The 13094-nt window shown below is 69.8% G+C and carries 12 protein-coding genes; 6 read left to right on the top strand and 6 right to left on the bottom strand.

Annotated elements, in window-relative coordinates; all coding sequences use genetic code 11:
- Positions 1-106: 106 nt before the first annotated feature.
- Both ACQPXB_RS46685 and ACQPXB_RS46680 read right to left on the bottom strand, forming a co-directional pair.
- Positions 107-1231, bottom strand: coding sequence for an IS701 family transposase (locus ACQPXB_RS46685; protein ID WP_432856633.1), 1125 nt, complete (start codon positions 1229-1231; stop codon positions 107-109).
- A gap of 94 nt (positions 1232-1325) precedes the next feature.
- A complete protein-coding gene (locus ACQPXB_RS46680; protein ID WP_432848448.1) occupies positions 1326-2051 on the bottom strand; it encodes a VIT1/CCC1 transporter family protein in 726 nt (241 codons plus the stop codon).
- A gap of 843 nt (positions 2052-2894) precedes the next feature.
- Between ACQPXB_RS46680 and ACQPXB_RS46675 the strand changes: the two genes are divergently transcribed.
- Positions 2895-3161: a hypothetical protein gene (locus ACQPXB_RS46675; RefSeq protein ID WP_432848446.1), complete on the top strand. Its 267-nt coding sequence runs from the start codon at positions 2895-2897 to the stop codon at positions 3159-3161.
- A 113-nt stretch (positions 3162-3274) separates the two neighbouring features.
- Here the strand turns inward: ACQPXB_RS46675 and ACQPXB_RS46670 are convergent, their stop codons facing one another.
- The 3 genes from ACQPXB_RS46670 to ACQPXB_RS46660 form a co-directional block, all read right to left on the bottom strand.
- The gene (locus ACQPXB_RS46670; RefSeq protein WP_366583976.1) at positions 3275-3778 is read right to left on the bottom strand and encodes a DUF6319 family protein; all 504 of its coding nucleotides are present in this window, start codon (positions 3776-3778) and stop codon (positions 3275-3277) included.
- Positions 3779-3920: 142 nt separating this feature from the next.
- On the bottom strand, positions 3921-5900 hold the full coding sequence (acs, locus tag ACQPXB_RS46665; protein WP_432848444.1) for an acetate--CoA ligase: 1980 nt from the start codon (positions 5898-5900) through the stop codon (positions 3921-3923).
- Between the two features lie 94 nt (positions 5901-5994).
- Entirely contained in the window at positions 5995-6576 is a 582-nt protein-coding gene (locus ACQPXB_RS46660) for a GNAT family N-acetyltransferase (protein WP_432848442.1), read from the bottom strand.
- Positions 6577-6689: 113 nt separating this feature from the next.
- On the opposite strand from ACQPXB_RS46660, the gene ACQPXB_RS46655 reads away from it, so the two are divergent.
- From ACQPXB_RS46655 to ACQPXB_RS46635, 5 genes are all read left to right on the top strand, one after another.
- The gene (locus tag ACQPXB_RS46655; protein ID WP_366583973.1) at positions 6690-7196 is read left to right on the top strand and encodes a phosphoribosyltransferase; all 507 of its coding nucleotides are present in this window, start codon (positions 6690-6692) and stop codon (positions 7194-7196) included.
- Positions 7193-7915: an oxidoreductase gene (locus tag ACQPXB_RS46650; RefSeq protein ID WP_366583972.1), complete on the top strand. Its 723-nt coding sequence runs from the start codon at positions 7193-7195 to the stop codon at positions 7913-7915. The genes ACQPXB_RS46655 and ACQPXB_RS46650 overlap by 4 nt, the downstream gene beginning before the upstream one ends.
- Positions 7916-8003: 88 nt before the next feature.
- Complete coding sequence (locus tag ACQPXB_RS46645) at positions 8004-8777, top strand: 3-hydroxybutyrate dehydrogenase (RefSeq protein WP_432848439.1); 774 nt, start codon at positions 8004-8006, stop codon at positions 8775-8777.
- A 32-nt stretch (positions 8778-8809) separates the two neighbouring features.
- The gene (locus tag ACQPXB_RS46640; RefSeq protein WP_432848437.1) at positions 8810-10126 is read left to right on the top strand and encodes an MFS transporter; all 1317 of its coding nucleotides are present in this window, start codon (positions 8810-8812) and stop codon (positions 10124-10126) included.
- A complete protein-coding gene (locus tag ACQPXB_RS46635; RefSeq protein WP_432848435.1) occupies positions 10123-11910 on the top strand; it encodes a helix-turn-helix domain-containing protein in 1788 nt (595 codons plus the stop codon). Before ACQPXB_RS46640 ends, ACQPXB_RS46635 begins: the two co-directional genes overlap by 4 nt.
- Here ACQPXB_RS46635 and ACQPXB_RS46630 read toward each other — a convergent pair.
- Positions 11897-12997: a HoxN/HupN/NixA family nickel/cobalt transporter gene (locus ACQPXB_RS46630; protein ID WP_432848433.1), complete on the bottom strand. Its 1101-nt coding sequence runs from the start codon at positions 12995-12997 to the stop codon at positions 11897-11899. The genes ACQPXB_RS46635 and ACQPXB_RS46630 overlap by 14 nt on opposite strands.
- Between the last annotated feature and the right edge of the window lie 97 nt (positions 12998-13094).

Below are 13094 nucleotides of genomic sequence, written 5' to 3'. Positions count from 1 at the left end.
CTGGAGCGTCGCCATCGTGACCAGTGCATCGCATGCTGGATTGTGTGGCGGATCGGTGCGGTGACGCGGTTGAGCAGTTTGCGGATTTCGTTGGACGTGAGCGGTATCAGACCGGGTGCGGATCCCCTTTTTTCGCGGCGTCTCGGGTGATGACGAGGAATGCCGCCGCCGCCATGGAGAGGGTGATGTGCCGATACCATGCTTGGTATCGGCGGACCTGGTAGTGGTCGAGCCCTGTTTCGTTCTTCGCGGTTTGAAAACTTTCTTCGATTGCCCAGCGGGTTCCGGCGACGCGCACCAGTTCTTGGAGGTCGGTTGCGGCGGGGCCGAAGCAAATGTAGTAGGCGATCTCGGTGGGGTCGCTGACTGAGCGGCGGGCCAGCAGCCAGTGGCCGACCTCTGGTCGGCGCAGGGGGCGGATGTCGACGGCGGCCCAATCGTAGATCCGTTGCCCGTGGGCGCCATCGCCGCAGGACAGACGTTGCCAGGTGGCCGGGTCGACGTCCGCGATGACGGCGTGGACACGCCGCTGCCGCAGATCCATGGAAATCACCATCTGGGACTTGGGCACTGCGAGCACATGCGCGATGTCGTGTTCTTCCAGCCAGAGCCGTAGCCGCCCGACCTGCCCATAGGCTTCATCGGCGGTGAACCATGCAAACGGGATTCTCGCGGCGAGCGCGCGTTCCACCATCAGTTGTGCCAGTTCGGGCTTGGTCGCGAATCCGACGTCGTCGGGAATACCGGCTGCAGCGCACCTTCCCCGATCCGCGATCCACTCTTTCGGCAGGTACAACTCGCGATCGATCAAAGCCCGCCCCCGATCCGAGGCGTACGCCAAGAACACGCCGATCTGCGAATTCTCGATCCGCCCAGCCGTGCCCGAATACTGGCGCGCCACGCCGGCGGATTTCGTGCCCTTCTTCACGAATCCGGTCTCGTCGGCGATCAACACGCCACGTTCGGCGTCCCCGAGCACGTCGACCACCGCAGTGCGCACATCATCACGCATGCCCTCGGCGTCCCAGGCGTAGAAGTTCAGCAGCCGCTGCATGCCCTGCGGACCCGTCTCACCGGCCATCTCTGCCAGGGTCCAGCCGTTCTTGCGCTCGGCTTCCGCCAGCAGCCCCCGCAGGTAGGAAACCATTTGCCGCCGCGGCTCCACCCGCGAAAACCGCTCCGCGAACCGCCCCGCGAACGCAGCGAAACGCGCCGACCAGTCCGTCACCATCTCCAGCACACAAGATCAACTACACGACCGTCGAACCCGAGCCTAACCGACACGCCGGTAGATTCATAACGAAGTGTCGTTGCAGTACTAGCCCTTAGGCGATGGTGGTGCCGAACAGCACTCCCACGAAATAGGTGACGAGCATGGTGAGGGCGCCGACGCCCACGTTGCGCGCGATCGCGCGCCCCACCTGCGCGTTGCCCAGGCGGGCGCTCACGAAGCCGGTGAGCGTGAGGCCCACGACCACGGCCAGCGCGCACGCCCACACGCGCACCGAGACGGCCGTCCAGGCGATGGCCAGCAGCGGCAGCAGCGCGCCGACGGAAAACGCGATCAGCGAAGCCCAGGCCGCCTGCCACGGGTTGGTGAGGTTGTCCGGGTCGATGCCCAGCTCGGCCTCCGCGTGGGCGTGGAACGCGTCCTTGCGGGTCAGCTCGCGCGCGACCTGCGCGGCGAGCTCCGGGGAGAGGCCCTTGCCCTCGTAGATCTCGGCCAGCTCGCGTTCCTCGGCCTCGGGCATCGTTTTCAGCTCTTGCTTCTCGAGCTGCAGCAACGCGCGTTCGGTGTCGCGCTGCGTGCTCACGCTCACGTATTCCCCGCCGGCCATCGAAAACGCGCCGGCCACCAGTCCGGCAATTCCGGCGGTGAGGATCGCGGTGCTGTTCGTGGTCGCGCCCGCGACGCCCACCACGATGCCCGCGACGGACACGATCCCGTCGTTGGCCCCGAGAACCCCGGCGCGCAGCCAGTTCAGCTTGCCGCCGACGTCCTCGTGGGGCTCGTGGGAGTGGGAATCAGTCCCGTCCACTGTTTCGGTCACGGGAATAGTGAAACACGGAATTGGGGTGAGCGCCTCTGTCTTGTCGACGACATTAAGGAAGGGTTTCCTTATTTAATTGTGCCTAGCCTTTGACTGTCAACCGATCGGCGTCGGCAGCTGCTCCGTGTTCTTGGTCCAGGTGACGCCGTGCACCTCCCGCGGCCTTGCGCCCGGCTGTGCATACATGAGGTATATCTACTCAATGAATACAGACTTCACCACGGCCGCGTCCGTCGGCCGCCGATCGTCGCGCCGCGTGTTCGCGGCCGGCCTGTCCCCGGAGCCGCACTTCTTCGGCGATGGTTCGGCGGGTTCGGCCCGAATCGCAATCCGTCGGCCGGTCACGTTCGCAGTTGTCCTGTGGCCGGCCTTCGCGGCCGCGGACACTGTCGCTGTTTCGCCGTACCTCGCGGGGTGGCCGAGTTCAGTGCGACTGCTGCCGTTGCGACACCATCCACCCAGCGATCGGGGTCACCGACGCCTCCGGCCCGGACGACCACACCTCGCAGCCCCAGCGCGCACACGACCTCGACCGGCCGGCACACAGCCCCCGCCCTCCCGAGGGGGGCGTCCCCAAGTCCATTCTACCGGCCACCCCCGACAGAATCCGTTGAATGCGCTGGTAGGGGCTCAGTTGTCCACAACTCGGTCTGGGGTGTGGACAACTTCGATGTTTGCCACCCGGGGCTGTGCGCGGCCCGACCGTGTGGCGCCGGCCGGAACCGCCGGGCGCCGGCGGGGGGTGTCGGTGTCGAACGGCACCTGGCTCGCCGTGGCGGCGTGCCTCGCGGTGGCGGCTGTGGTCAGCTTTGTCGGTGTGACATGGCCTTGGAAGGCGGCGGAATGAACGAGTGGCTCGAAGTGTCCACTGTGGAAGGACAACGGCTCACCGGCGGCACCGCCTTCGTCCGCGAGCGAGAACGCGCGACGCACGGGCTGGTGTACGAGATCCGCTACCCGGCCGGCGTCGGGTCGCCGGTGCACAGCCACGACCACGACAGCGTCATCTACGTGCTGCAAGGACGGCTGACCGGCGTGGTCGACGGACCACCGCCGAACTCGGCCCTGGCGACACCGCCGTCCACCCCCGCGGAGTCGAGCACCAGGTGACGGCCATTGTGGACAGTCGCTGGCTCGAGTTCAAGGCGCCGCTGCCGGAAAACCTGCCGTTGGCGTGAAAAAGCCCGGCACCCCTGGGATGCCGGGCTTCCTCGGGAAAAGGCTCAGGCGTCGAGCTCCGCCAGGGCCGCCTTGGCGGCTTCCAGCTCGGCCTCGAGCTGCGCGACCTTGGCGGCCTGCGCCTCGCGGGCCTGGTTGATGACCTCGTCGATCGGGCCCGACAGGTCGGCGTGCAGCTCCTTCGCCGCGCGCGAGACGGCGGCGGCCGGGATCTCGAGGCCCTTCGCGACCCACTTGCTGCCGTTCTTCAGCTCGGCCTGCCACTCGCCGTCGGCCGTGCCGGTGACGGTGAGGATGAGTTCCACCGTGCGGGTCTTCTTCGCGGTGGACGCCGCCGCGGCCTTCGGGCGGCCGCGCTTCGGCTTCGGCGCCTCTTCGGCGGCCGGGGCGGCCGCGTCCGAACCGGAAGGCGACGCAGGTGAGGCAGTGGTCTCGGTGGGCTCGGTGACCTCCGGGGCGTCGGCGGCCTGGGCCGAGGCGGTGGTCGCCTCAGTCGTCGCCGCTTCGGCCGCGGTGTCCTCGTCGTGCGTCAAGGCTTCCACGGTCATTCGTGTCGTCTCCTTGCCCGGATCTGGGGTGGGTACAGCGGCACATCTTAGAACATGCGTTCGATGTCCGCCATTCGGGGTAGTCACGCAGGAAGGGGCCCTCCCTTGGCCGGGAGAGCCCCTTCCTGCACAGCTGCGGACTCTACTCTTCCTTGCCCGACTGCAGACCGGAGGAGATCAGGTCCATCACCGACGAGTCGGCGAGCGTCGTGACGTCACCGATCGCCCGGTTCTCCGCGACGTCGCGCAGCAGGCGGCGCATGATCTTGCCCGAGCGAGTCTTCGGCAGCTCCGGCACGACCATGATCTGGCGCGGCTTCGCGATCGGGCCGATCTCCTTCGCGACGTGGTTGCGCAGCTCCTGCACGGCCTCGTCACCACCGTCGACCGCGTTGCCCCGCAGGATCACGAACGCCACGATGCCCTGCCCGGTCGTCGGGTCGGACGCGCCGACCACGGCCGCCTCGGCCACCGTCGGGTGCGAGACCAGCGCCGACTCGACCTCGGTGGTCGAGATGCGGTGGCCCGACACGTTCATCACGTCGTCGACGCGGCCGAGCAGCCAGATGTCACCGTCGGCGTCGTACTTGGCGCCGTCGCCGGCGAAGTAGAAGCCCTGGTCGGCGAAGCGCGACCAGTACGTCTCGCGGAAGCGCTCCTCGTCGCCCCACACGCCGCGCAGCATGCCCGGCCACGGCTTGTCGAGCACGAGGTAGCCGCCGCCACCGTGCGGAACCTCGTTGCCCTGGTCGTCCACGACCTTCGCCGAGATGCCCGGCAGCGCGCGCTGCGCCGAACCCGGCTTGGTCGAGGTGACGCCCGGCAGCGGCGAGATCATGATCGCGCCGGTCTCGGTCTGCCACCAGGTGTCGACGATCGGCGCCTTGCTGGCGCCGATGGTCTCGCGGTACCAGATCCACGCCTCGGGGTTGATCGGCTCGCCGACGCTGCCGAGCACGCGCAGCGACGTGAGGTCGTACTTCGCCGGGATCTCCGCGCCCCACTTCATGAACGTGCGGATCAGCGTCGGCGCGGTGTAGTAGATGGAGACCTTGTACTTCTGCACGATCTCCCAGTGCCGGCCCTCGTGCGGGGTGTTCGGCGTGCCTTCGTACACGACCTGCGTGACGCGGTTGGCCAGCGGCCCGTAGACGATGTAGCTGTGGCCGGTGATCCAGCCGATGTCGGCCGTGCACCAGTACACGTCCTCGCCCGGCTTGTGGTCGAACACGTTGTGGTGCGTGTACGCGGCCTGCGTGAGGTAGCCGCCGGAGGTGTGCAGGATGCCCTTCGGCTTCCCGGTGGTGCCGGAGGTGTAGAGGATGAACAGCGGGTGCTCGCTGTCGAACGCCTCGGGCGTGTGCTCGGCCGGCTGACCGTCGACGAGCTCGTGCCACCACAGGTCGCGCCCGTCGGTCCACGGCACCTCGCCCGCGAGGTCGTTGCCGGTGCGGCGGACCACGATGACCTTCTCCACGGTCTCGGCGCCCTCGAGCGCCTCGTCCACATTGGCCTTCATCGCGGCGGCCTTGCCGCGGCGGTACTGGCCGTCGGAGGTGATCACGATCTTCGCCGCCGCGTCGTCTACGCGGGCGCGCAGCGCGTGCGGCGAGAAGCCGCCGAAGACCACGCTGTGCAGCGCGCCGATGCGGGCGCACGCGAGCATGGCGAAGATCGCTTCGGGCACCATCTGCAGCTGGATCGCCACGACATCGCCGGCGGTCACGCCGAGCGAGGTCAGCGCGTTGGCGGCCTTGGAGACCTCGTCCTTCAGCTGCGCGTAGGTGATGTCACGGGTGTCGCCGGGCTCGCCGACCCAGTGGATGGCGACCTGGTCGCCGTGGCCGGACTCGACGTGCCGGTCGACGCAGTTGTAGGCGACGTTCAGCTTGCCGCCGACGAACCACTTCGCGAACGGCGCATTGGTCCAGTCCAGTACCTGGGTCCACTTCGTGTCCCAGCTCAGGCGCTCGGCCTGCTCGGCCCAGAACTGCTCCCGGTCCGCGTCCGCCTTCTCGTACGTGTCGGCCTTGGCGTTGGCCTGAGCGGCGAACTCGTCGCTCGGTGGGAAGGTGCGGCTCTCGGTGAGCAGGTTGTCCAGCGCTGGGGACTGCTCGGTCATGGTGCAAGGCCTCCTGTAGTGCGAACCCGCGGCTCACGGCACGCTAGCGACGTTAGTCCGCCCAGGACAAGGATGCAGCCGTGTGGGCGCGCCCTCAGGTGAGGCGGGCCAGCAGCCGGGCGCGTGCGCCGGGCCATTCAGCTTCCGTCATCGAGTACACCACCGTGTCGCGTGAGCTGCCGTCCGGACGGATCCGGTGGGCCCGCAGCACGCCCTCGCGCAGCGCGCCGAGCCGCTCGATGGCGCGTTTTGAACGCAGGTTGCGGCTGTCGGTCTCCCACGCCACGCGCTGGGCTCCGAGCACCTCGAACGCGTTGCGCAGCAACAGGAACTTGGCCTCGGTGTTGAGCCCGGTGCGCTGCCAGCGGGGGCTGATCCAGGTGTGCCCGATCGAGAGGATCCGGTGCTTCGCCGCGATCTGGTAGTACGACGTGGTGCCGGCAACCAGCCCCGTGGCGACGTCGATCTGCGCCCACGCGCGGCGATCGGGATCGGCCGTGGCGGCCTCGACGAAACGCTCGGCGTCGGCCGGCGTCTCGAACTGCCGGACGCTCAACCAGGCCCAGATCGCGGGATCCTGCCCGGCCTCGAAGAGGCCCTTCACGTGGTCCGGGCCGAGGGGCTCGAGGCGCACGTGGGTGCCGGACAGGGTCGGGTGATCGTTCCAGTCGCTCACGAACCCCAAGCTACGACGTCAAGTGGTCGTGCTCGATAGCCAGTTCCCGATCATTTCTCCAGTCCACTTCCCGGTTGCTTATGCTCGCTGGAACACCGAGGAGAGGCATGGGCATGGCTGAAGACGGCGCGGCGCGGGAAGAGCTCACCTGGGAGTTGTTCGGCACCGCCAGCAGGGAGCTCGCCGAGCAGGTCGCCGGCGACGGCTTCGCGCCCGACCTCATCCTCTCCATCGCCCGCGGCGGGCTCTTCGTCGCCGGTGCGCTGGGCTACGCGCTGGACGTGAAGAACCTGCACGTGATGAACGTGGAGTTCTACACCGGCGTCGACCAGCGCCTCGACCTGCCGGTGATGCTGCCGCCGGTGCCCAACGTCGTGGACCTGAGCAACAAGAAGGTGCTCGTCGCCGACGACGTGGCCGACACCGGCGCCACCCTCAAGCTCGTGCGCGACTTCTGCGCCGACCACGTGGCCGACGTGCGCTGCGCCGTGATCTACGAGAAGCCGCATTCCACGGTGACCAGTGAGTACGTGTGGCGCCGCACCGACCGCTGGATCAACTTCCCGTGGTCGGTCCTGCCGCCGGTCGTCAAGCGCGCCGGGCAGGTGCTCGACGCATGAGCGACCCGCTCAAGCCGCTGCTGGAGCTCGACGGCGTCGCCGCCGCGGCCAAGGCGGCGCAGGACGCGGTGTTCGCCGTGCACCGCCTGCCCGCCAACCTGCGCGGCGGCGCGGAGACGGCCGCCGAGGCGTCGGTGCGCGCGGCCCGGGCGTCCGCCGGCATCGACGGCGCGAACCCCGAACTGCCTGCCGACGGCGCGGTCGCCGACCCGCTGCTCGCCGGCGCCCTGCGCGTGGCCGAGTCGCTGGAACCCCTCCTGCCCACCTGGCGGCGCGCGCCGTTGCAGGCGCTGGCCCGCCTCCACGTCCTGGCCGCGGCCGACATCGTCGAGGATCCCGACGCACTCGGCCGGCCCCTCGCCGGTGGCGAACGCCTGGAGCTGCTGGCCCAGCTCGTCACGGGCGCGACGTCCGTGCCCGGGCCGGTCCTCACGGCCGTTGTGCACGGCGAGCTCCTGGCCCTGCGCCCGTTCGGCTCGGCCGACGGTGTCGTCGCCCGCGCGGCGGCGCGCCTGTCGATGATCGCGACGGGCCTGGACCCGAAAGCCCTGACCGTGCCGGAGGTGGCGTTCTTCCGGCGCGTGCCGAAGTACGTCGAGCTGGCTGCGGGCTTCGCCGCCGGATCCGTCGATGGGGTCCGGGAGTGGCTGCTGTTCTGCTGTGAGGCGTTCGAATCGGGCGCGCGGGAGGCGCGGAGCATTTCGTCTGCCGCCGGATAGGGGTGTGGTCCGGCCACACTGGATCTTGCCGCGCTGTGGTGGCCGGACACATGGTCGGCGAGGTGGGCGAGACCTAACCTCGTAGCCCATGACCAGTGGGGTACGTCACAGCTCGCCCGGCACGCTCGATGGCCGCGTTGCCCTGGTGACCGGCGGCGCGAGCGGAATCGGGCTCGCCTGTGCCCGGGCGTTGACCGCTGCCGGCGCGAAGGTGCACGTCGCAGACCTCGACGCGCGCGGTGCCGAAGCCGCCGCGGCGGAGATCGGCGGCTGGGCGCACGTCGGTGACCTCACCGATCCCGCGGTGATCGACGCGTTGCCGGACGAGCTCGACGTGCTCGTGAACAACGCCGGGTTCCAGCACGTGGCCGCGCTGCCCGAGTTCCCGCCCGAGCAGTTCGCGCGGATCCAGGCGCTGATGGTGACGGCGCCGTTCCTGCTGATCCGCCGGTCGCTGCCGGCGATGTACGCGCGTGGCTGGGGCCGGATCGTCAACGTCTCCAGCGTCCACGGCCTGCGCGCCAGCCCGTTCAAAGCCGCGTACGTCACGGCGAAACACGCGCTCGAGGGACTGTCCAAAGTGGCCGCTCTCGAAGGTGCCGAGCACGGCGTGACGTCCAACTGCGTCAATCCCGGCTACGTCCGCACGCCGCTCGTCACCGGCCAGATCGACGCGCAGGCCGCCGAGCACGGCCTCGACGCCGACGAGGTCGTGGAGCAGGTGCTGCTGCGGCGCGCAGCCATCAAACGGCTCATCGAACCGGCGGACGTCGCCGACCTCGTGGTGTGGCTGTGCGGCGAGCACGCCGGGCACGTCACGGGCGCGTCGCTGCCCCTCGACGGCGGCTGGTCGGCCGCCTGAAACCCCGTCCCCACAACGAAGTGGAGTCTGCAGTGACAACACCAACCCGGGCCGGCCTGCTGCGCGTGGTCGGCGCGAGCCTGATCGGCACCACCGTGGAGTGGTACGACTTCTTCCTCTACACCTCGGCCGCCGCGCTCGTGTTCAACAAGCTGTTCTTCCCGAACGCCGATCCGCTCACCGGCACGCTGCTCGCGCTGCTGACCTACGCGGTCGGGTTCCTCGCCCGGCCCATCGGCGGGCTGGTGTTCGGCCACTTCGGCGACCGCATCGGGCGCAAGCGCCTGCTCGTGGTGAGCCTGGTGATGATGGGCGGCTCGACGTTCCTGATGGGCGTGCTGCCCACGTACGGCGCGGTCGGCGTCCTCGCCCCGATCCTGCTGACACTGCTGCGGCTCGTGCAGGGTTTCGCGCTCGGCGGCGAGTGGGGCGGCGCGGTGCTGCTCGTGTCCGAGCACGGCGACGACCGGCGGCGCGGCTTCTGGGCATCGTGGCCGCAGACCGGCGTGCCGGCCGGGAACCTGCTGGCCACGGCCGTGCTGGCGATCCTCGCGGCGGTGCAGTCCGACGCGGCGTTCAACGCGTGGGGCTGGCGGATCCCGTTCCTGCTGTCGGGTGTGCTCGTGGCGATCGGGCTGTGGGTGCGGCTGGCGGTCGCGGAGTCGCCGATGTTCCTGGCCGCGAAGGCCGCGGCAGGGGAGGAGGAAGCCACGCCGATCGTCGACGTGTTCCGCGGGCACCTGCGCGGGCTCGTCGTGACGTTCGGGGCGCGGCTGGCGGAGAACGTGTCGTACTACGTGATCACGGCGTTCATCCTCGTCTACGTGACGACCGGCCTCGGTCTTCCGAAGGCGACCGGGCTCACGGCCGTGCTGGTCGCGTCGGCCGTGCACTTCGTGACGATTCCCTTGTGGGGCTTGCTTTCCGACAAGATCGGGCGCAAGCCGGTGTACTTCTTCGGCGTGGTCGGGATGGCCGCGTGGTCGTTCGGGTTCTTCTGGCTGCTGGACCTGCGCACAACGGGCGCGGTGATCGGCGCGGCGACCATCGGGCTCGTCGTGCACGGCGCGATGTACGGGCCCCAGGCCGCGTTCTTCGCCGAGCAGTTCCCGACGCGCGTGCGCTACACGGGTCTTTCGGTCGGCGGGCAGCTGTCGTCCATCGCGGCCGGCGCGATCGCGCCGATCATCGCCGTGGCGCTGTTCCAGGCGTACCACTCGACGGTGCCGGTTTCGGTCTACGTCGCCGCGATGTGCGTGCTGTCGGTGCTGGCCCTGCTCGGGGCGCGCGAGACGCGCGGCGAGTCGCTGGAGGAGGCTCCCGCCGAACGGCGCTCAGTGACAGCATGACCTGTGTGGATCCCTACCGCCGGTTGCTCGAGCTGCTCGCCGCCGGGGCGAGCAGCGAGCAGCTGGCGCACGCCGCGCGCGAGTCCGGCGCCGATGCGACCGAGCTGGCGCTGCGCGTCCGCGAGACGCTCACCGAGCACCAGCGGCGCGAAGCCGAGCTCACGGCGTTGTTCGACACCGCGAGCGACCTCGCCCGGCTGAGGGACCCGGACGCGGTGCTGCGCTCGATCGTGCGGCGGGCGCGGACCCTGCTCGGCGTCGACGTGTCGTACCTGAGCCTCAACGACGAGGCCGCGGGCAAGACCTACATCCGCGTCACGGACGGCTCGGTTTCCGCGTTGTTCCAGCAGATCGTGCTCGGGATGGGCGAGGGGCTGGGCGGGCTCGTGGCCCAGACCGCGCGGCCGTACGCGACGGCGGACTACTTCGCCGACGCCCGCTTCCGCCACACCTCGCCGATCGACACCGGCGTGCTGGAGGAGGGCCTCACGGCGATCCTCGGCGTGCCGCTGGCCATCGGCGGCAAGGTGCTCGGCGTGCTCTACGCGTCGGACCGCGCGCCGCGGGAGTTCTCGACGGCGGAGGTCGCGCTCCTGTCGTCGCTGGCCAACCACGCGGCGATCGCCCTGGACAACGCGCACCTGCTCGACGAGACGCGCCGCTCGGCCGCCGAGCTCAACGCCGTGAACGCGACCATGCGCCGCGCCGACGAAGCCCACGATCGCCTGATGGACCTCGTGCTCCGCGGCGGTGACCTGCCGGAAGTCGCCGCGGAGGTGGCCGGCGTGCTGCGGGGCGAGATCGCCGTCCACGACGCTTCCGGTGACCTGCTGGCGGGCTCCGCGCTGTCGTTCGACGCGCCGGCGGTGACTTCTTCGCGCGGCAGCGGGCGCGCCGAGTCCACATCGGACACTTGGGTGTGCGCGGTGCGGGCCGGCCAGGAGCTGCTGGGCAGTCTCACGCTGGCGGGCCGGCCTGAGCTGGCCGGCGCGGACCGGCGGTTGTTCGAGCGCGCGGCCGTGGTGACGGCGTTGCTGCTGATGTTGCGCCGGTCCGTGGCGCAGGCCGAGGACGAGGTGCGCGGCGAGCTGCTCACGGACCTGCTGACGGCGCCCGCGCGCAACCCGGCCTCGTTGACGGCTCGCGCGCGCCGGCTCGGTGTCGACTTGTCGGCGCCACACGTGGTGCTCGTCGCCCACGCGCCGGGGATCTCCCGGCGTGGCCTCGCGTCGGCGTGCGCGCGGTACGGCGACCTGGTCGGTGTGCACGCGGAGCAGGTGGTCGCCCTCGCGCCCGACGGCGTCGCGGCGGCGAAGGTGGCGCGGGAGCTCCAGTCCGTTGTGGATTGTCCGGTGACGGTCGGTGCCGCCGGCCCCGCGAAGGGTCCCGCCGCGCTCGCGTCGGCCTATGCCGAGGCGGTCCGCTGCGTGAGCACGCTGCTCGCGCTGGGCCGCGAAGGCGACGGCGCGGCGATGGCCGAGCTGGGCTTCCTCGGCGTGCTGCTGGGCCGCCACGCCGACCTGCCCGCCTACGTCACGGCCACGCTCGGCCCGGTCCTCGATTACGACGCCCGTCGCGGCACCGACCTCGTCGGCACGCTGCGTGCGTACTTCGCGGCCGGCGGAAACCTCGCGCGCGCCAAGGACGAGCTGCACGTCCACGTGAATACCGTGGTGCAGCGCCTCGACCGCGTCTCCGCGCTGCTGGGCGACGACTGGCGTGAGCCGGAACGCGCGCTGGAGATCCAGCTCGCGCTGCGCGTCGATCGGCTCAGTGATCGGTGAGGCGCGCCGACCACTTCTCCTCGATGCGCCCGAACCGCCACACCGCGAGCGCGACCAGCCACGTGACGATGAACAGCCCGACGATCGCGAACCCGACGTAGTCGAGGTCCACGTCGGCGATCGCGGCGAGCGGGCCGTGGGTGATGTCGAGCTTCTCGGCGAGGATCGACACCAGCTCGATCGTGCCGATGACCAGCGCGACGGCCACGGACAGCGCCGTGACGGTGATGTTGTAGTAGATCTTGCGGATGGGCCGCGAAAACGCCCAGCCGTAGGCGAAGTTCATGAACACGCCGTCGGCGGCGTCGAACAGGCTCATGCCCGCGGCGAAGAGCACGGGCAGCACGAGGATCGCGTACCAGGGCAGCGCGAACGCCGCCGCGCCGGCCGCGAGCACCAGCAGGCCGATCTCCGTGGCGGTGTCGAAGCCGAGTCCGAAGAGGACACCCACGGGGTAGATGTGCCACGGCTTGCGCACGGCCTTCGTCGCGCCGCGCAGCAGACGGTTCATGAAGCCGCGCTTGTCGAGCTGACGTTCCAGTGCGGCTTCGTCCAGCTCGCCACGGCGCATCTGCGCGAAGACCCGGATGATCCCGACGAGCGCGACGAGGTTGATGATCGCGATGAGGTAGAGGAATACGCCCGAGACGGACGTTCCGATGAGCCCGGTTGTCTCGTGCAGCGCCGACCCGTCGTCTTCGAGCTGGCCGGCGATCGCGCGAACGCCGAACGACAGCAGCAAACACAGGCCGAACACGATCGTCGAGTGCCCCAGCGAGAACCAGAACCCGACCGACAGCGGCCGCCGGCCCTCGGACATCAGCTTGCGCGTGGTGTTGTCGATTGCCGCGATGTGGTCGGCGTCGAACGCGTGGCGCATGCCCAGCGTGAACGCCGTGACCCCCAGCCCGATCCCGAAGACACCCGACGCGCCCAGGTCGTAGTGGTGCGGCGCGATGAACAGCACCAGCACACCCCAGCCCACGAGGTTCAGCAGCAGGATCACCGCCGCCATCCCGCAGAGCGACCCCCACTCCCGCCTCGACAACGGCTGCCTCGCGCGGGTCGGTTCCTTCACCCCGGTCATCGAAAGCCCTCCCTCAGCGCAACACCTGAGAGGTTAGGCAGGTGAACAGATGAACCGCAATAGGTTCGGGTTCACAAAAGAGCCCCTCACCAGGAGA

The organism is Amycolatopsis sp. CA-161197 (genome assembly GCF_050942255.1).
GTDB lineage: Bacteria > Actinomycetota > Actinomycetes > Mycobacteriales > Pseudonocardiaceae > Amycolatopsis.
This window is presented reverse-complemented; position numbering and strand designations above follow the sequence as displayed.

What these genes read in the sequence shown, in the direction of transcription:
- ACQPXB_RS46645 (WP_432848439.1), top strand. Translation starts at nt 8,004, where the DNA reads ATGACCAGTGGGGTACGTCACAGCTCGCCCGGCACGCTCGATGGCCGC.
- ACQPXB_RS46685 (WP_432856633.1), bottom strand. Translation starts at nt 1,231, where the DNA reads ATGGTGACGGACTGGTCGGCGCGTTTCGCTGCGTTCGCGGGGCGGTTC.
- ACQPXB_RS46655 (WP_366583973.1), top strand. Translation starts at nt 6,690, where the DNA reads ATGGCTGAAGACGGCGCGGCGCGGGAAGAGCTCACCTGGGAGTTGTTC.
- ACQPXB_RS46635 (WP_432848435.1), top strand. Translation starts at nt 10,123, where the DNA reads ATGACCTGTGTGGATCCCTACCGCCGGTTGCTCGAGCTGCTCGCCGCC.
- acs (WP_432848444.1), bottom strand. Translation starts at nt 5,900, where the DNA reads ATGACCGAGCAGTCCCCAGCGCTGGACAACCTGCTCACCGAGAGCCGC.
- ACQPXB_RS46670 (WP_366583976.1), bottom strand. Translation starts at nt 3,778, where the DNA reads ATGACCGTGGAAGCCTTGACGCACGACGAGGACACCGCGGCCGAAGCG.
- ACQPXB_RS46675 (WP_432848446.1), top strand. Translation starts at nt 2,895, where the DNA reads ATGAACGAGTGGCTCGAAGTGTCCACTGTGGAAGGACAACGGCTCACC.
- ACQPXB_RS46630 (WP_432848433.1), bottom strand. Translation starts at nt 12,997, where the DNA reads ATGACCGGGGTGAAGGAACCGACCCGCGCGAGGCAGCCGTTGTCGAGG.
- ACQPXB_RS46650 (WP_366583972.1), top strand. Translation starts at nt 7,193, where the DNA reads ATGAGCGACCCGCTCAAGCCGCTGCTGGAGCTCGACGGCGTCGCCGCC.